Source organism: Micromonospora olivasterospora (assembly GCF_007830265.1).
Lineage (GTDB): Bacteria > Actinomycetota > Actinomycetes > Mycobacteriales > Micromonosporaceae > Micromonospora > Micromonospora olivasterospora.
On record NZ_VLKE01000001.1, the window covers coordinates 6,424,003 to 6,443,736 of the forward strand.

Annotated in this window: 23 protein-coding genes and 1 pseudogene; 12 read left to right on the top strand and 12 right to left on the bottom strand. The window is 68.3% G+C overall.

Going from position 1 to position 19,734, the window contains the following annotated elements:
- The 5 genes from JD77_RS28985 (at position 1) to JD77_RS29005 (ending at position 3,563) form a co-directional block, all read left to right on the top strand.
- On the top strand, positions 1–240 hold the full coding sequence (locus tag JD77_RS28985; protein WP_145777031.1) for a hypothetical protein: 240 nt from the start codon (positions 1–3) through the stop codon (positions 238–240).
- Between the two features lie 281 nt (positions 241–521).
- Positions 522–869, top strand: coding sequence for a cupin domain-containing protein (locus JD77_RS34430; RefSeq protein WP_246141076.1), 348 nt, complete (start codon positions 522–524; stop codon positions 867–869).
- Positions 870–1,030: 161 nt separating this feature from the next.
- A complete protein-coding gene (locus JD77_RS28995) occupies positions 1,031–1,423 on the top strand; it encodes an SCO5389 family protein (protein WP_145777032.1) in 393 nt (130 codons plus the stop codon).
- Positions 1,413–2,450 (top strand): LLM class flavin-dependent oxidoreductase, encoded by a 1,038-nt coding sequence (locus JD77_RS29000; RefSeq protein WP_145777033.1) that lies wholly within the window; start codon positions 1,413–1,415, stop codon positions 2,448–2,450. The genes JD77_RS28995 and JD77_RS29000 overlap by 11 nt, the downstream gene beginning before the upstream one ends.
- A 138-nt stretch (positions 2,451–2,588) precedes the next feature.
- Positions 2,589–3,563, top strand: coding sequence for an ATP-binding protein (locus JD77_RS29005; RefSeq protein ID WP_145777034.1), 975 nt, complete (start codon positions 2,589–2,591; stop codon positions 3,561–3,563).
- A gap of 15 nt (positions 3,564–3,578) precedes the next feature.
- Here JD77_RS29005 and JD77_RS29010 read toward each other — a convergent pair whose 3' ends face one another.
- The gene (locus JD77_RS29010; RefSeq protein ID WP_246141360.1) at positions 3,579–3,971 is read right to left on the bottom strand and encodes a Fur family transcriptional regulator; all 393 of its coding nucleotides are present in this window, start codon (positions 3,969–3,971) and stop codon (positions 3,579–3,581) included.
- 441 nt (positions 3,972–4,412) lie between these two features.
- Between JD77_RS29010 and JD77_RS29020 the strand changes: the two genes are divergently transcribed.
- Complete coding sequence (locus JD77_RS29020) at positions 4,413–5,729, top strand: MFS transporter (protein WP_145777036.1); 1,317 nt, start codon at positions 4,413–4,415, stop codon at positions 5,727–5,729.
- 325 nt (positions 5,730–6,054) lie between these two features.
- On the opposite strand, the gene rpsN is transcribed toward JD77_RS29020, so the two are convergent.
- From rpsN to rpmB, 3 genes are read right to left on the bottom strand one after another with little or no spacing between them, the layout of a single operon-like run.
- On the bottom strand, positions 6,055–6,360 hold the full coding sequence (gene rpsN / locus JD77_RS29025; RefSeq protein WP_145777037.1) for a 30S ribosomal protein S14: 306 nt from the start codon (positions 6,358–6,360) through the stop codon (positions 6,055–6,057).
- 1 nt (position 6,361) lies between these two features.
- Complete coding sequence (gene rpmG, locus JD77_RS29030) at positions 6,362–6,529, bottom strand: 50S ribosomal protein L33 (RefSeq protein WP_013287204.1); 168 nt, start codon at positions 6,527–6,529, stop codon at positions 6,362–6,364.
- A complete protein-coding gene (gene rpmB, locus JD77_RS29035) occupies positions 6,529–6,765 on the bottom strand; it encodes a 50S ribosomal protein L28 (protein WP_145777038.1) in 237 nt (78 codons plus the stop codon). Before rpmB ends, rpmG begins: the two co-directional genes overlap by 1 nt.
- Before the next feature lie 262 nt (positions 6,766–7,027).
- On the opposite strand from rpmB, the gene JD77_RS29040 reads away from it, so the two are divergent.
- Positions 7,028–8,353: a CobW family GTP-binding protein gene (locus JD77_RS29040; RefSeq protein WP_145777039.1), complete on the top strand. Its 1,326-nt coding sequence runs from the start codon at positions 7,028–7,030 to the stop codon at positions 8,351–8,353.
- Positions 8,350–8,613, top strand: coding sequence for a type B 50S ribosomal protein L31 (locus tag JD77_RS29045; RefSeq protein WP_145777040.1), 264 nt, complete (start codon positions 8,350–8,352; stop codon positions 8,611–8,613). The genes JD77_RS29040 and JD77_RS29045 overlap by 4 nt, the downstream gene beginning before the upstream one ends.
- 227 nt (positions 8,614–8,840) lie before the next feature.
- Here the strand turns inward: JD77_RS29045 and JD77_RS35770 are convergent, their stop codons facing one another.
- From JD77_RS35770 to JD77_RS29065, 4 genes are all read right to left on the bottom strand, one after another.
- Entirely contained in the window at positions 8,841–9,095 is a 255-nt protein-coding gene (locus tag JD77_RS35770; RefSeq protein WP_211372731.1) for a ferredoxin, read from the bottom strand.
- Positions 9,092–9,457 (bottom strand): cytochrome P450, encoded by a 366-nt coding sequence (locus JD77_RS29055; RefSeq protein WP_145777041.1) that lies wholly within the window; start codon positions 9,455–9,457, stop codon positions 9,092–9,094. The genes JD77_RS35770 and JD77_RS29055 overlap by 4 nt, the downstream gene beginning before the upstream one ends.
- A gap of 242 nt (positions 9,458–9,699) precedes the next feature.
- On the bottom strand, positions 9,700–9,960 hold the full coding sequence (locus tag JD77_RS29060; RefSeq protein ID WP_246141361.1) for a hypothetical protein: 261 nt from the start codon (positions 9,958–9,960) through the stop codon (positions 9,700–9,702).
- Between the two features lie 753 nt (positions 9,961–10,713).
- Positions 10,714–11,550, bottom strand: coding sequence for a LysR family transcriptional regulator (locus JD77_RS29065; RefSeq protein WP_145777043.1), 837 nt, complete (start codon positions 11,548–11,550; stop codon positions 10,714–10,716).
- A gap of 95 nt (positions 11,551–11,645) precedes the next feature.
- On the opposite strand from JD77_RS29065, the gene JD77_RS29070 reads away from it, so the two are divergent.
- A complete protein-coding gene (locus tag JD77_RS29070) occupies positions 11,646–12,371 on the top strand; it encodes an SDR family NAD(P)-dependent oxidoreductase (protein ID WP_145777044.1) in 726 nt (241 codons plus the stop codon).
- 945 nt (positions 12,372–13,316) lie between these two features.
- Here JD77_RS29070 and JD77_RS34910 read toward each other — a convergent pair.
- Complete coding sequence (locus JD77_RS34910) at positions 13,317–13,439, bottom strand: hypothetical protein (protein WP_281292139.1); 123 nt, start codon at positions 13,437–13,439, stop codon at positions 13,317–13,319.
- Positions 13,440–14,225: 786 nt separating this feature from the next.
- Here JD77_RS34910 and JD77_RS29075 point away from each other — a divergent pair.
- The 3 genes from JD77_RS29075 to JD77_RS29085 all read left to right on the top strand — a co-directional run bounded on the left by JD77_RS29075 (position 14,226) and on the right by JD77_RS29085 (position 16,770).
- Positions 14,226–14,912: a cupin domain-containing protein gene (locus JD77_RS29075; RefSeq protein WP_145777045.1), complete on the top strand. Its 687-nt coding sequence runs from the start codon at positions 14,226–14,228 to the stop codon at positions 14,910–14,912.
- A 264-nt stretch (positions 14,913–15,176) separates the two neighbouring features.
- A complete protein-coding gene (locus tag JD77_RS29080; protein ID WP_145777046.1) occupies positions 15,177–15,557 on the top strand; it encodes a hypothetical protein in 381 nt (126 codons plus the stop codon).
- Between the two features lie 4 nt (positions 15,558–15,561).
- A complete protein-coding gene (locus tag JD77_RS29085) occupies positions 15,562–16,770 on the top strand; it encodes an aminotransferase-like domain-containing protein (RefSeq protein ID WP_145777047.1) in 1,209 nt (402 codons plus the stop codon).
- A gap of 131 nt (positions 16,771–16,901) precedes the next feature.
- Here JD77_RS29085 and JD77_RS29090 read toward each other — a convergent pair whose 3' ends face one another.
- The 3 genes and pseudogenes from JD77_RS29090 to JD77_RS29100 all read right to left on the bottom strand — a co-directional run.
- On the bottom strand, positions 16,902–17,741 hold the full coding sequence (locus JD77_RS29090; protein ID WP_145777048.1) for an ISL3 family transposase: 840 nt from the start codon (positions 17,739–17,741) through the stop codon (positions 16,902–16,904).
- 15 nt (positions 17,742–17,756) lie between these two features.
- Complete coding sequence (locus JD77_RS29095) at positions 17,757–19,073, bottom strand: ISL3 family transposase (protein WP_145774162.1); 1,317 nt, start codon at positions 19,071–19,073, stop codon at positions 17,757–17,759.
- Positions 19,074–19,187: 114 nt separating this feature from the next.
- A pseudogene (locus JD77_RS29100) lies at positions 19,188–19,610 on the bottom strand (transposase family protein); the annotation flags it as partial.
- Positions 19,611–19,734 lie beyond the last annotated feature (124 nt).

Genomic DNA, 19,734 nt, shown 5'->3' on the forward strand with positions numbered 1-19,734 from the left:
ATGTTCGTGCAGCTGATGCTCCAACTCAGTTGCCTCGCTCGATTCATGACCACCGCCCGGGATGCGCCTCCGACGCCGCCGACACTCCAAGCGATGATCTGCGGTATCGGCTTGCCGTCCAGCATCGAGGACACCAGCGCTGCCGTGTCGTTGGGACGCATCGGCGCCAGGGCGATCCTCAGCTGGGTCGCCCAGGCTCCCCCGATCGGGATCCGCCACCTGTACCAGCCATCGCGGTGAAGCTGACCGCCATCTGCGCGGCCGTGCGGGTGGCCACCGTGGTGTCCCTGCCACACCTCAGCAAGCATAGGGGCATCCCCACGCCCTTGCGGCTGTGATCGCTCAAGGATGCCCTGGTGGTACATCCTTCCTCGGTAACTCCCTCGCGCCCGGAGTATCCGCTTTCATGGAGGGAGCCCACAGCGGGCAGGTGCAGCGGAGAGGGAGCGTGATCATGGCCGAGTGGTCGCCCGACGACCTATACCTGCGCGCCGATCTACAACGGCACCGGGCCGTCGCGAATGACCGTCGCGCTGGTCCGGTTCACCCCCGGCGCCCGCACCAACTGGCACTCCCACGCCGTCGGCCAGACCCTGCACGCCACCGAAGGCGTCGGCCTCGTCGGCACCCGCGACGGGTCGGTGCTGCGCGTCCACGCCGGCGAGACGGTGCTCTGCCCACCGGGTGAACAGCACTGGCACGGCGCCGCCGAAGACACGTTCATGAGCCACCTCGCGAGCCCGGCGAAGCACGTACTGACAGTAACTCCCTCGCTCCCGGCGGCCCGCCCCACGTTGTGCCCACGGGGGATCAAGCGTCATGACTGGTCCGAAGCCACCTCGGACCACGATCGATGGGAGTACCCATAAATCGGGGCGGGTGTCCTGGTCCCGTACGTCCGAGCATGGACGACCAGCAGTGGCCACCTGGGCCGGAATAGGTGTCGACTGTTGACGTGGGCCCGGTGACGTGATGTGCTCAGCACGTAACGCTAACGGAAACCATGGTCGTTAAGACCCTGAGGAGGACCATGTCTCTCACCGTGCCGCCTGCCCTGCTCGAAGCCGCCGAGACGGGCCCCGTGGATGACGACGCCTTCGTCGCCTGCGTCCGGGACTCCCTCCCGTACGCCTGGGACACCGTCAGTCGTGTGGTCGCCGACCTGGAATCGTCTGACGCCGAATTCGCCGACAACGTCGTGCCACCGCCCACCGAGGTGGAGCGCGGGCAGCTGCTGCGCGCGCTGGCCAGCGACGCCATCCGGGCGGGCCTGGAGCGCCACTTCGGGGTGAGGCTGGCGTTCCAGAACTGCCACCGGGTGGCGGCGTTCCGGCTCGGCGCCGTGGACTCCGACACGTACCGCAGGTTCGTTTCGGCTCGGGGCCAGTTGCTCAACCAGTCGCCGGAGCTGCGTGACTGCTGACGCGCCCGGCGCCTCGCGGCCCGGCGAGCAGGCCCAATGCCACCTGTTCCTGCTCGCCGGGCACCGCGCCGACGGCACGCACGCGCAGGCACTGGCGGACGCACACCGCTACGGCCTGGCCGCGGAGGCCACCGGTTACACCGGCGTGTGGGTCGCCGAGCACCACTTCATCTCCTACGGCGTGTGCCCGTCCGCCGTCGCCTTCGCCGCGCACCTGCTCGGCGCGACCCGCCGCATCACCGTCGGCACCGCCGCCTGTGTGCTGTCCGTCCGGCATCCGGTGAGCCTGGCAGAGGAGGCGGTGCTGCTCGACGAGTTGTCCGGGGGCCGGTTCCGGTTGGGGATCGCCCGGGGCGGACCATGGGTAGACCTCGAGGTTTTCGGCACCGGCCTGGATCGCTACACGCACGGCTTCGCCGACGCGGTGGAGATCGTGCTGCGATGGCTGTCGGGCGCGGCGCAGGTCGCCGGCAACGGGAGGTTTCCCTTCCGGCCGGTGCCGGTGGTGCCCCGGCCCCGTCGGCGGGTGCCAACGTGGGTTGCGGCGACCTCGCCCGCCACCGTGGACCTCGCCGCCCGCTACGGCCTCCCGCTGCTGCTCGGGCTGCACGCCGACCTGACGGAGAAGCGGTCGTTGCTCGACCGGTACGCGCAGGTCGCCGCCGCGCACGGTCACGACGGCACGCAGGTGCCGCACGCCAGCGCCCATCTGGCGCACGTCGAGGACACCGACGCGGATGCAGCCCGGACGGTTCGAGAGCGACTCCCGGCGTTGCTGGCCGGCACCAGGGAGTACGTCCGTCTCGACGGCGCCACGGCCGGCCCGCCCGACATCGACGAGTACGTCCGGCGCCTGATCGCCATGCACCCGGTCGGGTCGCCGCAGCGGTGCCGGGCGGCCGTGGACGCGGCCGCGGCACTTCCCGGCGTGCGGCATCTGCTGTTTCTGGTCGAGGTGGCCGGGGACCGCGCGACGACCCTGCGCACCATTCGGCGCCTCGGCGGTGAGGTGTTGCGCCAGCGTTAGCGGGTGCTGAGAAGGTCGTGAACGCCCGAGGGCGAATCGTTACGGCGAGTCGCCCCGGATACTGCCCGGTAGGCCCGAGCCATCGCATACGCTCCCGATCATGGAAACGGTTTTCAGTAGAACGGGAGGGTGTCAGCGGTGAAGGTCGCGTTCGTGGGCAAGGGCGGCAGCGGCAAGACGACTCTCGCCGCGCTGTTCGTCCGGCATCTCGCCGGCCAGGGCCGGCCGGCGCTGGCCATCGACGCCGACATCAACCAGCATCTCACCGTCGCGTTCGGCTGCGATGCGGACGCGCCGCGGATGAGGCCGCTCGCTGAGCACATGCCAGCCATCAAGGACTACCTCCGCGGCGCCAATCCCCGCATCGTCAGCGCGGATCGGATGATCAAGACGACTCCGCCGGGGCGCGGTTCACGGCTGCTGCGGGTGGTCGAGGACAACCCGATCTACGCCGCCTGCGTACGGGAGGTCGGTGGGGTGCGGCTGGCCGTCACCGGCGAGTTCGCCGCCGAGGATCTCGGCGTGGCCTGCTACCACTCGAAGGTGGGAGCGGTGGAGCTGCTGCTCAACCACATGCTCGACGGGCCCGGCGAATACGTGGTGGTGGACATGACCGCGGGCGCGGACTCGTTCGCCTCCGGGCTGTTCACCCGCTTCGACCGCACGGTGCTGGTGTGCGAGCCGACCGTGCGCAGCGTCGGGGTCTACCGGCAGTACGCCGGCTACGCCCGGGACTACGGCGTGGCCCTGTCGGTGGTCGGGAACAAGGTCGAGGACGCCAGTGACGTGGAGTTCCTCCGCGAGCACGTCGGCGGCGATCTGTTGACCTGGTTCAGCAGGTCTGGCTACGTGCGCCGAGCAGAGCGGGGCACGGTCGGCCCGCTGGCCGAACTCGAGTCCGCCAACCAGGCAGCCCTCGCCCAGCTCGTTGAGGCAGTGGACGACACACCGCAGGACTGGGCGGCTTTCACCCGGTGGGCGCATGAGTTTCACCGGCGCAACGCCGCCGCGTGGGCCAACGAGCGCGCCGGGACGGATCTCACCGACCAGATCGACCCGGAGTTCCGGATGGGGCCACAGGCGGTCAGTGAGCCCGCGGTGGTGGGCGGCTGACCCGGGGTTCGTCAGTCAGGCGGCGCACTTGCCGCAGGTGCCGAAGATCTCCAGGGTATGACCGACGTCGGTGAAACCATGTTGGCGGGCGACCTGGTCGGCCCACCGCTCCACGGCAGGACCAGCGACCTCGATCGCCCGTCCGCACTTCCGGCACACCAGGTGATGATGGTGCCGGCTCTGGCTACACCGCCGGTACAGGTACTCCCCACCCGGCAGCCGCGTCGAGTCGATCTCACCGGTGTCCACCAGCATCTGCAGCGTCCGGTAGACGGTGGTCAGGCCGACCCGTGCCTTGCGGTCGACGAGCATCTGGTGCAGCTGCTGCGCGCTGTGGAATCCCTCCACCTCGCGCAGCAGCGCCAGTAGCTCGGCGCGCTGCCGGGTGTTACGGGTCGCACCGGGCATTGTCTCGGTCACCGTCCGCCGTCTCCGCTCGTCCCAGCGCCTGCCTCGACGCCCAACTCCCATGCCCTCCCGTGACGCTGGCGGTCACGTGACATCCGAACCCATTATGCATTGCGCATATGTTCACACTCACGCTCCAGCAGACGGCTCGGGCGGCGCAACGGACAGGAGTGGCGGCAGGGCACCGCACCTCGCGGCCGCGACGAGTACGCACGTGAAACCGAGCGCCCACCGCCGCGCCGATGTCGTCGATGGAGACTCCATGGAAGCCGCGACGGGCGAACGTCTCCGCCGCCGCTTGCTGCACCCGCTCGATCGGAAGAAGCTACCTCAAACCGGAACAACGCCGGGGTCCTGGGCGTGGCCGCCAGGTTGCGCGCCGCGTCGGACTCCTTCCACAAAAGCGATATGGCAAGCTACCAACTATGCGACAATCCGGGCATGTCCGCTGAGCCGACCGACGCGCGGAGCGGGTCCGCGTCGACCGCCGCCCAACTACGGCGAGCGACGGCGGCAAGTTTCGTCGGGACCACTATCGAATGGTATGACTTCTTCCTGTTCGGGCTGGTCACGGCGACCGTGTTCGACCGTCTGTTCTTTCCCCGCCTTAATCCGACGGCGGGCACCCTCGCTTCCCTCGCAGCCTTCGCCGTGGCCTTTGTCGCCCGACCGCTAGGCGGCGTGCTGTTCGGGCATATCGGGGACCGGATCGGGCGAAAGGCGACGCTCATCCTCACGCTGCTGATAATGGGCGTCGGCACGAGTGTCATCGGCCTGTTGCCCACCTACAGTGCGATCGGGATCTGGGCGCCGGTCCTGCTGGTGATCGCTCGGCTGGTGCAAGGGCTGTCGGCCGGCGGCGAGTTGGGTGGCGCCATCCTCATAGCTGTCGAACCCGCGCCCGCCAAGCGTCGCGGCTACTACGGCTCGTGGCCGACACAGGGGGTGAACGCAGGCCTAGCGCTGGCCAGTGCGGCCTATCTGTTGGTGGTTCACCTGACCGGGAACTCGCTTCTGAGCTGGGGCTGGCGCATCCCGTTCCTGGCCAGCGCAGTGTTGCTGCTGGTCGGACTCTATGTCCGGCTGCGGGTGCTGGAGACGCCGGAGTTCCGCGAGATCCGCGAGTCGGGGCAGCGGGCCGGCGTCCCGATCGCCGTCGTCCTGCGGCACCACAAGCGGGCCCTGTTGATCGGGATGGGCGCGCTGACGGCGGGGACCATCCCGTTCTACATCGCCACCGTGTTCACCCTGTCCTACGGACCGAAGCAACTCGGCATGTCGCCGCAGATGATCCTGGCCGGTACGGTGGTCGCGGCGCTGGTGGGGGTACCGCTGATCCCGCTGCTCGGCGCCTTGTCCGACCGGCTGGGCCGGATCCGGGTGCTCAAGGCCGGCGCGGTGTACATGGCACTCATCGCGTTCCCGTTCTTCTGGCTGTTCGAAACAGGCGATCCCGTGCTGGTGGGCCTGGCGCTGGTGTTGGTGGTGGCGGTCGGCTCGGCAGTGACCTTCGGCGTCCTGACGAGCTTTCTCGCCGAGTTGTTCGACGCTCCGGTCCGCTACTCCGGAATTGCCCTGTCGTACCAGCTGAACGGGGTGTTGACCAGCGCTCCCGCACCATTCGTGGCGGCCGGGCTGTACGCCTGGGCGAACGGTTCCTGGCCGGTCGCGGTATACATGATCGCCGGCTCCCTGGTCGCCCTCGTTGCCCTGGTGGCCGCTGGCCGCAGGCCTGCCGGCCCCGGAGAGCATCGATAATCGGTGCGCCGCCAGCCGACTACGGCCGGGCAGGGCGGGAGCGGAGTCTGAGCCGGAACCCTAACTGAGCCTTCGGTGCGCCGCCAGCCACGAGGACGAGCGCCCGCGCCGATGCCGGCGCGGGCGTTCACAAGGATCGGCGACAGCACCAGCCTTCCCGCGGTCGAGACTGCCGCCGGCGCGAACACCACGCCGGCGGCCCTCCTCCCGGTCGATGAAATCCGTCCGTGTCTCGCGGCCTACGGCCTGGCCATTCCTCGCCTTGCACTCGCACCAGGTTGCGCCGACGGCGTCGATTCGGACGTGAGCGCGGCGGGTGGCGTCATCACCAGGACGCCTTGCGGACCCCCGGCAGCTCGCCCCGCAGGGCCATCTCCCGGAACCGCACCCGCGACAGCCCGAAGCGGGTCAGCACACCTCGCGGTCGGCCGTCGATGACGTCGCGGTTGCGTAGCCGCACCGAGCTGGAGTCGCGGGGCAGCCGCGCCAGTTGGCGGACGGCGTCGTCCCGCACCGCCGGGTCGGTGTCCGGGTGGGCGATGGTCCGCTTCAGCTCGGCGCGGCGCCGCGCGTGGCGAACAACCAGGTCGGCTCGGCGGGCCTGCCGGTTGCCGAGGCTCTTGCGGGCCATGTCAGCGCGCCTCCCGGAACTCGACGTGCCGGCGGACGACCGGGTCGTACTTGCGCAGCACCAGCCGGTCGGGGTCGTTGCGGCGGTTCTTGCGGGTGACGTACGTGTAGCCGGTGCCGGCGGTGCTGCGCAGCCGGACGATCGGGCGGACGTCGGTCTGCCGGGCCATCAGACCATCACCCCCCGGGCGCGCAGCTCCGCGACGACCTTTTCGATGCCCTTGCGGTCCACGGTCTTCAGCGCCTTGGCGGTCAGCGCCAGGCGGACCCAGCGTCGCTCGGAGGGCAGCCAGTAGCGGTGGTTCTGCAGGTTGGGGTTCCACCGGCGGCGGGTACGCCGGTGGGAGTGGGACACGGCGTTGCCGAAGCTCGGCTTCGCGCCGGTGACATCACAGCGACGGGACACAGGTACTCCTTCAGGAACGGTTCACTGTAGCGATAATCGTTTTCATTGTGGTCGCGCCCGCTCGTGCGACCTCCAGCGGGTCCCCGAACGGCCTCGGTCGACAGCGACGAGTCGAGGCGACACCCGGCGCCACGCGCAGGTCGCCCACAGCCACCGGCGCCGCCGGCCCACCCCGGCGCTTCCTGCGAGAAGGCCTCGCCTGCCACTCGCCGTCGACCACATGTCTATAATGACAACCGTTTTCAGCTAAGTCGAGAGGACTGTGATGTCGACGTCCCCACTCGCACCGGCCAACGCCGGAGTTCCGGCGTCCGACGCCCGACCGTCGTTGACCGTGCTCAGTGGCTTCTGGCCGTCCGCCACGTACGCCGTAGCCCGCAGCCTGCTCGCGGCGGACCCGTCGCTGCTGCTGATCCGCCACGACCTCGCCGGCCTCGGCACCGGCACCGTCCACCGCATCGTGCGCGACAGCGAGGGAGTACTCGAGGACGAGCGCATCACGCTCGCGCACGGCTGTGTCTCCTGCACCCTGCGCGAGGACGTACTGCCGACCCTCGCCCGACTGGCGCGCGCCCACCCACGCCGGGACCTGATGCTGATGCTGCCGGAGGTGGTCGAGCCGGAAGCCGTCGCCGCCGTCTGCGCGCACTGCCTGGTCGACGGCGCGCCGATCACCGACCTGCTGCACGTCGACTCGTACGTCACCGTCGTCGACGCCGAGCACCTGCTCGACGGGCTGGCCAGCACCGACGACCTCAAGACCCTCGGTATCCACGCCGCCGACAACGACGACCGCGGGCTCGCCGACGTCATCGTCCGCCAGATCGAGTACGCCGACACCCTCGTTCTCTGGGGGCAGTCCCGCGAGGGCGCGTACGACACCAGCCGGCTGTCGGTGCTGCTGGAGCGCATGGCGCCGTGGGCGACTCAGGTCCGCGTCGACGGCGACGTCGTCGACGCCGGCGCGCTCGCCCGGCAGCTACGCGGCACCCGCCGGCACCGCCCCGAGACCCCTGGCGTCCTGACTCGCGGATTGGAGGGCTACAACCTCGGCGCGCACGAGCCGCACCCCGACTGCGGAGTGGTGTCCGTGGTCTTCCGCGCCCGCCGCCCCTTCCACCCCCGACGACTGCACGACGTCCTTGAGGAGGTCAACGCCGAGGTGATCCGCTCACGAGGGCACCTGTGGCTGGCCAGCCAACCGGACACCGTCATCGCCTGGGACTTCGCCGGCGGCGGCCTCAGCCTCGGCTCCCTCGGCCGCTGGCTGGCCGCCCTCCCCGACCCGCACTGGAACGAGGCGTCCGACCACCGCCGGCTCGCCGCCGCCCTCGACTGGGACCCCTACTACGGCGACCGGCATCAGCACCTCGTCTTCATCGGCCTCGACCTCGACCCTGCCGGCCTGCACCGCACCCTCGTCGGCTGCCTGCTCACCGACGCCGAACTCGCGGGCGGTGAGGACACCTGGCGCGGCTACGACGACCCCTTCACCGACTGCTTCCCACTCGCCGACCCCGACCCGAACAACACCGACACCGACACCGACACCGACACCGACACCGACACCGAAGGAAAACAGGTATGAAGCCCGACATCCACCCCAGCTACCAGCCCGTCGTCTACCGCGACCGCGCCGCCGACTTCGCCTTCCTCACCCGCTCCACCGCCACCAGCGACCAGACGATCGAGTGGACCGACGGCAACACGTACCCCGTCATCGACGTACAGATCTCCTCCGCCAGCCACCCCTTCTGGACCGGCAGGCAACGCCTGCTCGACACCGAGGGCCGGGTGGAGAAGTTCCGCGCCAAGTACGCCCGCCGCGGACCGCAGCAGCCACGATGACCGCGGCGCGTATCGCCTGGGCGGTGCACGCACCCCGCCTCGTCGGGCGCCGAGGTTGACCGAGCCTGATACCAGGCCGTCGCCCGCGAACTGGTCGCCTTCGGCGACCGGCTCGCGGGCGACGTTGGCTGCGGGACCGGAGCACAACCTTCACCCTGGCCTGGCAGCTGACCTGCGGCCGGAACCCGGCGGGCGGCTCGCCCTGGTCGAAGGCGCCGGCCCGCCCGTCATAGACCTCCGAACGTTGGAATCCCGCCTGGAGTTGCGCCTGCAGGGGACTCGTCAACGTCGATCGCTGTGACCGGGCAGGACTCGGCGGCGTGTAGGACGTCGTCGGGACGGTCTGCCGCGGGGCGTGGCTCCAGCAGCCGTACCCAGCCGCTGTCATCGGCGCCGAAGACGACGGGCGCCGCAGCCCGGCAGTGGCCCATCGCCATGCACCGCTCGGGGTGGACGGTGACCTCGATGCCGGTGCCGCTCACAACCGGACCGGCCGCTTCTCCCAGCCCCGGGCGACCGCGTCGCTCGTGCGACGCACGGCTGGTTCGGAACCTGCGCCGAAATCGGGGTAGTGCCGTAGCAGCTCCTCGAACACGACCTGTCCCTCCAGGCGGGCCAGCGCAGCGCCGACGCAGAAGTGGATGCCGTGCAGGAACGCGAGGTGCTTGTTGTTCTCGGCCCGGTGGATGTCGAAGCGACCGGGGTCGGGAAAGGCCCGTGGGTCGCGGTTAGCCGTGGCGATGCACGGCGCTACGAGTGTCCCGGCCGCCAGGTGGTGCTCGCCGACGATGCGTCCTTGGTCAGCAGCCTGAAGGTGAGGTGCAGGGGCGAATCGATGCAGCATCTCTTCGATGGTTTTCGGCTACCCTTCACGCCCCGCGGCCCGGTCTTCCGACCACGGTAATGACGACGTATCGATGACACGTAGCGACACACCCCTGATCGCGGCAGATCAGTGCGCCGTGACGGGACATGAGCCGTCGATCGAGTGGATGGTTGCTCAACGGTGGCCGATGCTGACCTCTCGAAGAGGTGCGCAGTTCAATCCCTTACGCCGACCGTCGAGGTCCGACATCGGCCAGCTGGTCAGGCTGGCGGATCGTCTCGAAACAGATGCTCTTTCACACCTCGGCCGCCCCACCGGGTCGCAAACCAGCAGCCCGTGCGAACAAGGTCATGGACGAAGCGTGTCCCGCGTACGTCGCCAGGCGAGAGGACGAACGTGCCGACGACCTGATCACGGCCATACGCGGCCTCGTCGATCGCATAGGTGCCGGGGTCGAGGAGCGGCGGGTTGACATGATGGCAATCCAGGAGCGACCAGTGCGGCCCCGCCGGCAACTCCACCAACCGGACTGGGACGCTCAGCGTGTTCCCGCAGCTCGCGCACCGAAAACCCTCCACTGCGGCAGTGTGACATTCGGGCCAGGCGAAGGCCATCCGAGAATATGAGGGAGCAGTCGTATGCGTGACGGACCACCTCGCCGCGCGCGCGAAGGGATCCATCCGCGTGTGGCCGTGGAACATGCTGAGGTTCAGGGAGTGACATGATGGCCTGGCGCAAGAGCGTGTTAGCTGTCGATGTCGTTGTTGTCGTCGTGCTGGCCGCCGCAGACAGCTGGTTGGTCGACTACGAACTGTGGGCGTTGCCGCTGGCGATCATCGCGCTGGCCCCGGCGGTCGTGTGGGTGGCCGCCGCGCCCACGCCAGCCTGGGCCTGGTCGGTTGCCGCGTTGCTGCTCGCAGTCCCCCTGACGTTCATGTGGGTTTCAAGAGTGCCCCTCACTCGCGGCCCGGCTGCCCCACCCGTCGACTGGGTTCTGCCGTCCGCCGCTGCCTCCATCCTCCTGTGCACTTTCGCAATGACGATCTCCCGCTCCTGGCGCTGGAGCCCGGTGATGGCACTCGCGGCTCTGGCCGTCCCAGTAGGGTGCTGGGGAGTGCTACAGCGGGTGTTTGGGGGTGAATGCTGCATGTCCATCCCGGCCAGCGATGCCGCGCCCGCAGCCTCCGGGTTGGATATCGCCGACGCCGGCCACACCGAATGCGGCCAGGACGGCGGACTCTGCGACGCCCCCATGTCGTGCCTCCTGAAGAGGCTCAGAGGCGGGTGGCTACGCGGACGAGGTCGGCGAGTGCTCGGGAGCGGCTGTGTGGCGGCCAGGCGATGACGGTCGTCACGGTCGGCGCGTCGAGAACCGGCACGGCGGCCAGGCCTTCGAGCAGGTTCGCGCGGCAGGATTCGGGCAGGACCACGGTGGTGCGGCCAAGCGCGATCAGCTGGAAGAGTTGTGTCTGGTTGCGTACTTCCGCTCCGGGGCCTTCGGGATAAACGCCGCCGGGGCCGGGCCAGCGGGCGAGCGGGAGGTCCGGCAGTGAACTGACATCTGCCGTCCGGACGTGGGATCTGCCGGCGAGCGGATGCGAGGCAGGAAGAATGGCGACCTGTCCCTCGGTGTTCAGAATTTCGGTGTCGAGTTCGGCAGTCGAGTCGAAGGGTTGATGCAGCAGTGCCACGTCGGCCTGGCCATTGTGCAGCATTCGCTGGGGCTGGTATTCGCAGAGCAGCAGGTCGACGGCGATGGCACCCGGCTCGGCGGCGTACGCGTCGAGCAACTTTGCCAGCAGTTCGCCGGAGGCGCCGGCCTTGGTGGCCAGGACGAGCGGGGGCTGACTCGTCGCGGCACGTTGGGTGCGCCGCTCGGCTGCGGCCAGCGCGCCGAGGATCGCCCGGCCCTCGGCCAGCAGCACTGATCCGGCTTCGGTGAGGGTGACTTTGCGGCTGGTGCGTTCCAGCAACGCGACTCCGAGTCGTTGCTCGAGCTGAGCGATCGTCCGCGACAGCGGTGGCTGGGCGATACCCAGGCGCCGGGCGGCCCGGCCGAAATGCAACTCCTCGGCGACCGCAACGAAGTACCGCAACTCCCGCGTCTCCACCCGTTCAGAGTACCGCCGAATCGATATCAGCTGGGTATCGTTGTGTGACTCAGACGGTGTTGGTGCCCCGCCGGTGTCCGGTCACGATCAACGGCATGAGCGAACAGACGATTGCGCTGATCACCGGCGCGAACAAGGGAATCGGATACGAGATCGCGGCCGGGCTCGGCGCGCTGGGCTGGAGCGTCGGAATCGGGGCCCGGGACGAGCAGCGCCGGGATGACGCCGTGGCGAAGCTGCGTGCGGCCGGCGTCGATGCGTTCGGTGTACTCCTCGATGTGACCGACGACGCCAGCGTTGTGGCCGCCGCTGCACTGATCGAGGAGCGCGCCGGGCGGCTTGACGTGCTGGTCAACAATGCCGGCGTCGCCGGGGTATGGCCGCAGGAGCCCTCGGCCGTTACGCCGGAGAGTATGCGGGCGGTGGTGGAGACCAACGTGATCGGCGTCGTCCGGGTCATCAACGCGATGCTGCCGCTGCTGCGCCGCTCCGAGCGCCCGCGGATCGTCAACCAGTCCAGCCACGTCGCTTCTCTGAACTTGCAGACCACGCCGGGTGTCGACCTCGGCGGGATCAGCGGGGCGTACTCACCGTCGAAGACGTTCCTCAACGCGGTCACCATCCAGTACGCCAAGGAGCTGAGTGGCACCAATATCAAAATCAACAACGCCTGCCCCGGCTACGTCGCTACCGATCTCAACGGCTTCCACGGAACCCGTACGCCAACAGAAGGCGCCAAGATCGCCATTCGGCTCGCCACGCTGCCCGACGACGGCCCGACCGGAGGGCTGTTCGATGACGCCGGGAATGTGCCCTGGTGACGAGCCGCCACGCGGGGATGACCGCGCCGATGAGCTGCTCGTCGGAGCGTCGGCGGGACGGTTGCCGGGCGGCCGTCATGGTGACCGCCGCAGGCGTCTGCGGATCGTCAGCGCGCGAGAGCGAAGGCCGCAGCCACCGGCGGATGCAGGAGTACTACGCGGCGTCCTCGTCGGGAGGGAGCCACCACGGTGGTGAGCTCTCGTGATCTGGCACGAAGAGTGGGTCCGAGGGGATGCCCCCCACGCGTAGCACCCAGCGACAAAAATGGGCGCTCATGCGTCCAAGGATAGCTCTATACGGAGCGTGAACGGCTGTTCGTGTCGCTCGGGCGCGCGATCACCCTCTCGGTTCTTTGTCGGCCGACCGCTGCGCTCAAATGTGTCTGGCGCGGCATTTCGGGAGGGTCCAGGGGTGCCGTTCCGGCTCGGTCGGCACCAAGCGGCGGTCTGGGTGAAGATGTCAAAGACAACCGAGCAGATCCCGTACGAACCGGCGGTGGGCGCCAATCAGGCCACCCAACCACACGCCGCGATCCTCGACAGCCCGAGCCGTGACGATCTCTTCACCAGTGACACTTCGTAACTGGTGAAGAGATCGTCACGGGATCGCCAGATGGTTCGCGACCGACGATCTCACCTCCTACAGGCCCGCTGGCGGGTGGTGATGGCGGGTTCGCCGTATTCGGTGTAGGTCTGCCGGGTGACGGCCCGGCTGGGGTACTGGATGCTGGTGGGGTGCCGTCGTACTCGGAGTAGCCGTAGCTTCAGGTGCCGGCGAGCCCGTGCCTTCGGCCGCCGGGATCACGTAGTTGACAGTGCTCGGCTGGTAGCGCTCAAAAAAATCCGCCGACCTGCCAATTGTAGATTTTCGTTGAGCCGGGCGGGTCATTTCGTCAACTGGCCCGCGGTGCCGCAGGTTGAGCCAACGTAGAGGGTGCCGTACTTTCACTCGGCGCGCAGGTCGCCGGCGGCCGAGTCGTCGCGCAGTTCGGTCTTACGGCCGAGTGCGTCGTGGACGTACCAGAGGACTCCTAAAGGCATGGTGGCCCGAACGACCAGGGAGCCCATGCCATCGCCGTGGCTCCCAGCGGTCAGCGCATCATGCTGCTGCGCACGCGGCAATCCAAGTCGCAGAGAGCAACCACGAGCTCCTACCGCCGGGGCATCCTGCCCACGCCCGGCCCGCGAGCTGCGCGACCCGGCAGTACGCAACGCCCGCGACTGCGTCGCCCCGCCCAGGCCGCCAAACCGGTTCGCGCCCGGCATCCCCGTTCCGGCCGGAAGAAGGCACTCAACGCTCGGACGTTGCGACGGCCAGCTGAAACCGCCCCTGCGCAGCATCGCGGCACAGGTCCTACCGGATTTCGCCAGAAACGCATGCGTGCCATACAGGCGAAGAGGCCCGGTTTTGTCCGCTTTAGTGGGTTAAGAGCGAATCCGAAGATAGCGGACGTCCAGTTGCGGAGGTATCGAGCGAGCATACGATGTGCGCAGTAGATCAACAGGCCCGTACCTGTTCGCGGTACCACCCCAACCCATCGTGCTCAAGGAAGGCCTTCGCGCATGGAGCCTTCGTAGCCCAACCGGTCGAGCGTGGAAAAGGTCCTTTCCCGAGTGGACTGTACCGGGCGCCCGACCAGGAATCGTCGACTATGGCGCGGGGCCACCAGCCCGGCGCAGGCGTGTTCTGCTCGGCGGCGCCGCTGGCCCTCGGCGACCGGATGTCACCGCCGGCTGGCCGCCAGTAAACGTGCTGCTCCTGCGTCCGACCACGGCGGTGCCGCGGCTGCTCGCCGACGTGTCAGGCGCCCTCGAACCCTTGCTCGGGCCACCGTGACGCAACGAGCACCATTCATGGCTTTGCGGACTCTCTCGCACCACCACCGCTACTCGCTGCACCTCTCTGCACCGACGGGAGATTTTGACATGCTTGCGCCAACGAATACGAGCAATGGAATTGACTATCACGCCGGCAGTAAGAAGATAGCGGTCCACTCGGCCAAGAATGGCGATGGTCTAGCCAGCCCTCAGGGGCAGATGTTGATCCCGACGGTCAGCCAGCAACTGTGCGGGACGCACGGGATTTCGGCATGCACCGTAGTCATGCAACCGGGCAAGGTGTCACGGCTGCATTTACATGCGCGCACAGAGATCGTGGTGGTTTGCGTAGAGGGTTGGGCGGCCACGTTGATCGGGCCCAACTTCGAGCCGGTACTGCATGGACCGGGTGAGTTCCTGTACGTGCCCGAAGGCGTCATCCACGCTGCCGTGAATTTGAGCATGGAGCATTGTTTGGTGGCGTATGAGTTTCGGACTGACCCGAAGCTCAATGAGGATGTGGTGTTGGTGCCTGAGCAGGAAGAAGCCATGCTGGAGGCGGCGGCGAAGCTACAGGATGGTTTTGCGGAGGGCAGGCTGAAGCTGCCGACCCACTGGGATCTCACGGAGCCTTCCAACCTTTCGACCGATACTCATCACAGTCCGCGTAACGCCCTTCGGGCAATCGCACACATCTCCGGGGGTGCCTTGACCTCGGGATAGCCGCGGGTCTTGAGTCCTCAGTCAGGGTTCACACAGCACGCGTACCCGCATCACCCCTGACCGGGCATCGACCGGAACGTCCGTGACAGTCGCTGATGGCACCCCCTGCACTCCGCCCGACACGGCTGCGCAGCGCGGTCAGGCCACCGTCCCTTTGGGAGCCCCGGCCCCGGATGCGCTCTGCCTCGTCCACCACGTCATCGATCATCAGCGGGGTGACTTGTCACTGCCGGCTCCATGACCCCGTATCGCTTCTAGGAGATCGTGAAGATGGCCCCATCGCCAATCGTCGGCGTCTGGCGAGTCAGGACCGAGGGAGCTCCATTTCCGTACCACATGTTTGCCTTCCACTCCGACGGCATCCTCCATCAGTCCAATCCCCCGCTCGGCAACGCCATCACAAGCGACACGGCCGGCTTGGGCGTCTGGCAGGAGCGAGAAGGCGTCGTCAAGGCCCGCTTCGAGGAGTACCGCCTCGCCTACCATGACCACAGCATTACCCGCGGCGTAATAGAGCTCACGCTGAGCGTCAGCCACAACTTGTTTACCGGTACCGCCGAGTTCAACGTCTACGACGTGGATGACAAGCATCTTGACGGCCCCCTCCATGCCACCGTGGAAGGACAGAAAGTGACCTTGGAGTAGTCCCATGCCGGCAACCACCCCGCTGTCGTCCCTAGCCGATCGGGCCGTCGCTGACCCCATCGCGCCGATATTTGGCAAAGTCATGTCGCGACAAGCGGCCGATTCCTCGTTTGTCTCGCTGGCCGCCGGCTCGCCCGACAACCGCCTGCTCCCCAACGACCTGCTCGAAGCCCTGGTTCAAGACGCCCGCCAGGCCGACCAGCACCTCGACCTACTCAACTACACCATGCCCCAGGGCCTGCCGTCGCTGCGTGCGCACTTTGCTCGGCTGCTCCAGGGTCAGGGCGTCCGGTGCACGCCCGATGGCCTGCTGATAACGAGCGGGGGCATGGAGGCCATCAGCCTGGCCGCAGAACTCACTCTCAACCCCGGAGATGTCGTCCTGGTCGAGAGCCCGGCCTTCCCCGGTGCCATGAGCGCCTTTCAGCGCTGCGGGGCCAGGGTGATCCATGTGGACTGTGACGACGACGGCATCATCCCCGAAGCCGTCGTCGAGGCCATCGCACTGCATCAGCCCAAGCTCCTGTCGGTCATGCCCGATTTCCAGAATCCGTCCGGGCGGGTCATGCCCGCCGCGCGCCGGGAGCGCTTGGCGCTGATCATCGAGGACACCGGCGTCATGGCGATAGAAGACGGCGTCTACACGCAGCTCCGGTTCACCGGCGATCCCCTGCCGCCCCTGCAGTCCTACGCGCCCGACCACGTCCTCTACGCCTCTTCCGTCTCGAAGATCCTCGCCCCCGCCATGCGCGTAGGCGCTCTCGTGGCTCCGCCCGCCTTCGTGGAGCACGCCCGACGCGTCAAGTCGGCCTACAACATGCAGGCCTCGGGATTCACCCAAGCCATCGCAGCTCGATTCCTGGACCCTGGAAAGTCTTTTCTCACGGACCACCTCCGGTCCCTCCGCACCGCCTACGCCGATCGGTACAGGGTCATGGACCAGGCGCTCGCACAACATTTCCCGGGCAGTGCCGGCTATACCTGGACCAGACCCTCGGGCGGCATGTTCCTATGGCTCGAAGGGCCAAACTCCGTCGACTTCACCGCAGCCCTCGACCGGGCACTGAAGGCGGGTGTTGCCTACATTCCCGGCTCGCTGTTTTATTTCGACCCCAGGCGTGGTCACCAGGCCGCTCGGCTCAACTACGCCAGCACCTCGCCTGACCGAATTCCTGAGGGCATCGCCCGGCTCGCCATGGCGCTATCTGGCTAGTAGTGCTTTGTTGAGTCGTTGTGGCGTGGCTCGTATGAGCGCCGTGGTGGTGTCTGGCCGCCGCGGTGGATGAGCACCGGACCACGCCGAGGAGCCATATCCGGGTCTACTGCCGTTCTCGTGGGTCGGGTTCATGATCGTCCGGGTAGTGGTGGGCAGAGGCCGCCGCGGCGGAGGTTGGCCATGGTGATCAACGCTTTGGCGCTGTGGTAGCCGTAGGCCTGGCGGGTCAGCACGCGCAGGTGGACGTTGTTGGCCTCGATGCGGGCGTTGGACAGTCCGCTGTCGAGCATGTTGTGGATCGCGGGCAGGTGACGGCGAATCGTCTTGGCCAGCTTGACGAACGGGGCCAGCTTCGACCGGCTCGCCCAGCGTAGCCACGCCTGCAGCAGGAGCCTGCCGTCGGCGCCCTTGACCGCGATGATCTCCCGGAACTGTTCCTTGAGCAGGTACGCCCGGTACAGCGGCCGGTTGGTGGCCTGGATCGTGGCCAGGGTCGCCTTCTGCTTGTCGGTCAGGTTCGGCGGGTTCTTCCACAGCGCCCACCGGGCGTCTTTGAGGGTCTTGGACGCCTCGGTGCGGCCGCCTTTGCCGCCACGGGCGGTGTTCCACACCGCCCGGCGTACCTCGTCGAGGGCGTCGGTGACCCAGGCGACCAGGTGATAGGGGTCAAGGCAGCGGACCGCCTGCGGCGCCCGCTCGGCCACCACGTCACCGATCCAGGCGGCGGCGTCGGCCGACACGTGGGTCAGCGCCGCGGCCCGCTGCGCGCCCAGCTCGTCGAAGAACGCGGCGACGGTGGCCTTGTCCCGCCCGTCGGCGGCCCACACCAGGCGGCCGGTGTCGTGATCGACGACCAGGGTCAGGTAGCGCTGGCCCTTGCGGTAGGCGACCTCGTCGATACCGATCCGTTTGAGTCCGGCCAGTCGATCGGTGCCGGCGGCGGCAGCGTCGACGACCCGGCCGACGATGGCGGCTCTTCGAAGTTAGACGGGGTTGAGGTGTCCGCGGTGGCGGCGGGTGGTGGCGGCACGGGTGCGTAGGCGCTGGTTTTCGGGGTTGCGGAAGCCGTAGGCGTCGCGGGCGATCGTCTTGATGACGCGGTTGGTGCCCTCGCTGCCAGCGTTGGTGATTCCGGTATGCAGGAAGGCGAGGATTTGCGGCCACCAGGTCTCGATGGTGGTGGCGAGGCGCTGCAGTTCGGGCAGGTCCGTGGTGGCGCAGCGGGTGTAAAAGCGGTGCAGCAGTCGGCTGATGGCTTCCCGGTCGGGGTGGGTGCGGGCGGTCGCGAGCAGGTCGAGCAGGTCTTCTTTGGCGTTCCATGCGGCCAGGATCGGTGCGCCGATGCGGGTGGGTAGGGCGGTGAGGGTGTCGACCAGACGGTCGACGTGCCGGGCATGCATCCGGGCCGCTGAGCGGGTCAGGCGGTTGCGCAGCTGCCATTCGGGGTCGCTGGCCCGGCCACGGCGGCCCCGATGGGTAGCGGTCATCCGGCGGCGGACCTCGGTGACGGCCCGGTTGGCCAGTTGCACGACGTGGAAGTGGTCCACCACCAGGATCGCGTGGGGCAGGGCCTCGCGGACGGCGGCCTTGAACACGGTGCACATGTCGATCGCGACCGCCTCGATCTGTTTGCGCCAGGCGGCGGGACGTTGCCGCAGCCAGTCGGTCACCGCACTGCTGGTACGACCCTCGATCTGGGCGAGAAGCCCTTGCCCGTCGGTCAGATCACAGAACCCGACGTGCCACCGGTCGGCGGTCGTGGTCCACGACTGCGTGGCCTCGTCGAACGTCCACCGGGGCTTGCCGCGGCGGACCTCATCGATGCCCAGCACGGTGACGGGATCGGGCTCGTCCGGTAGCACCTGCTCGGCGTGGGCGGTGAACGCTGCCGCGACCACCGGCCAGGACAGGCCGTGATCGCGGGCGGCCTGCACGATCGTGCGGCCGGCGTCGGCGACGGCTGCCCCGGCGGCCTGCCGTAACCGTGCGGTCAGCCGGGCTCTTGCCGGAACCTGCGCCACGTGTTCGGTGAACGTCCGGCGCGGGCAGCCGGCCTGGTCACAGTGCCAGCGGCGTTTACGCCACCGCAACCGCGTCGCTCGGCCGGCCACGGGCAGGTCCCGTGGCCGGGTCGTCACCCATCCCTTGACCCGTTGTGCTCGCACACCGCAGTCCGGGCAGCATCGCGCCTGCTCATCGGCGGTAGACAAGCCGACCACCGGGACGCCGTCAGAATCCAGCTCGACCCGATCGGCAGCCAGCCCGTCCAGGCCCAGCAGCCGGGTCGTATCGTTGACCATGCTCGCAGCTCTTCACATGTGACCATCCGAACCAGACACTCAGATGATCACCGACGGGCTGCGAGCCCCTCACGCTCAGGTCGGCTCATCCGCGAACCCCGCTCAACTTCGAAGAGCCACGATGGCGACCACGCTGCGCCAGGCGATGCGTAGCAGCCCGGTCACCGCCGACGCGGACGTGCGCGCGGCCAGCCACGCCGCGGTGTCCTCGAACGCCGTGGTGAACCGGGCACCGTGACGCGCCCACGGCACCGCGATCACCGTCGGCCCGTGCTCGGCACAGTCGACCCGAGGCACGGCGGCCTCGATGACCACCCGCAGCGTGCCGAAGTCCAGGTGCCGCCACCGCCGCCTGCCCCAGCCGCGGTCGTACCACGGCGCGCGAGCCCGGCAGCGCCCGCAGCGACGCGCCGCGCCCTTGCGCGGCCGGGCAGAGATCACCAAGACCTCACCGTCGGTGTCGTCATCGAGGCGCACGCCCTCGACGACGGCCCGTTCCAGCCCTGCCTGTCGATGCAATAACCTGGTCAAACGCACGCCGTTTCCCAATCTTCAGTTTCTGACCTTCGACAAGCCAGAAACCTAGACGGGACACGGCGTGCCCTGTTGATCAGGGCGTCAACCCACCCACGAGAACATCACAAGAGCCCCATATCCGTTG

What these genes read in the sequence shown, in the direction of transcription:
- JD77_RS28985 (WP_145777031.1), top strand. Translation starts at nt 1, where the DNA reads ATGTTCGTGCAGCTGATGCTCCAACTCAGTTGCCTCGCTCGATTCATG.
- JD77_RS34430 (WP_246141076.1), top strand. Translation starts at nt 522, where the DNA reads ATGACCGTCGCGCTGGTCCGGTTCACCCCCGGCGCCCGCACCAACTGG.
- JD77_RS28995 (WP_145777032.1), top strand. Translation starts at nt 1,031, where the DNA reads ATGTCTCTCACCGTGCCGCCTGCCCTGCTCGAAGCCGCCGAGACGGGC.
- JD77_RS29010 (WP_246141360.1), bottom strand. Translation starts at nt 3,971, where the DNA reads ATGCCCGGTGCGACCCGTAACACCCGGCAGCGCGCCGAGCTACTGGCG.
- JD77_RS29020 (WP_145777036.1), top strand. Translation starts at nt 4,413, where the DNA reads ATGTCCGCTGAGCCGACCGACGCGCGGAGCGGGTCCGCGTCGACCGCC.
- rpsN (WP_145777037.1), bottom strand. Translation starts at nt 6,360, where the DNA reads ATGGCCCGCAAGAGCCTCGGCAACCGGCAGGCCCGCCGAGCCGACCTG.
- rpmG (WP_013287204.1), bottom strand. Translation starts at nt 6,529, where the DNA reads ATGGCCCGGCAGACCGACGTCCGCCCGATCGTCCGGCTGCGCAGCACC.
- JD77_RS29045 (WP_145777040.1), top strand. Translation starts at nt 8,350, where the DNA reads ATGAAGCCCGACATCCACCCCAGCTACCAGCCCGTCGTCTACCGCGAC.
- JD77_RS29055 (WP_145777041.1), bottom strand. Translation starts at nt 9,457, where the DNA reads ATGCTGCATCGATTCGCCCCTGCACCTCACCTTCAGGCTGCTGACCAA.
- JD77_RS29070 (WP_145777044.1), top strand. Translation starts at nt 11,646, where the DNA reads ATGAGCGAACAGACGATTGCGCTGATCACCGGCGCGAACAAGGGAATC.
- JD77_RS34910 (WP_281292139.1), bottom strand. Translation starts at nt 13,439, where the DNA reads ATGGGCTCCCTGGTCGTTCGGGCCACCATGCCTTTAGGAGTCCTCTGG.
- JD77_RS29075 (WP_145777045.1), top strand. Translation starts at nt 14,226, where the DNA reads ATGGCTTTGCGGACTCTCTCGCACCACCACCGCTACTCGCTGCACCTC.
- JD77_RS29085 (WP_145777047.1), top strand. Translation starts at nt 15,562, where the DNA reads ATGCCGGCAACCACCCCGCTGTCGTCCCTAGCCGATCGGGCCGTCGCT.
- JD77_RS29095 (WP_145774162.1), bottom strand. Translation starts at nt 19,073, where the DNA reads ATGGTCAACGATACGACCCGGCTGCTGGGCCTGGACGGGCTGGCTGCC.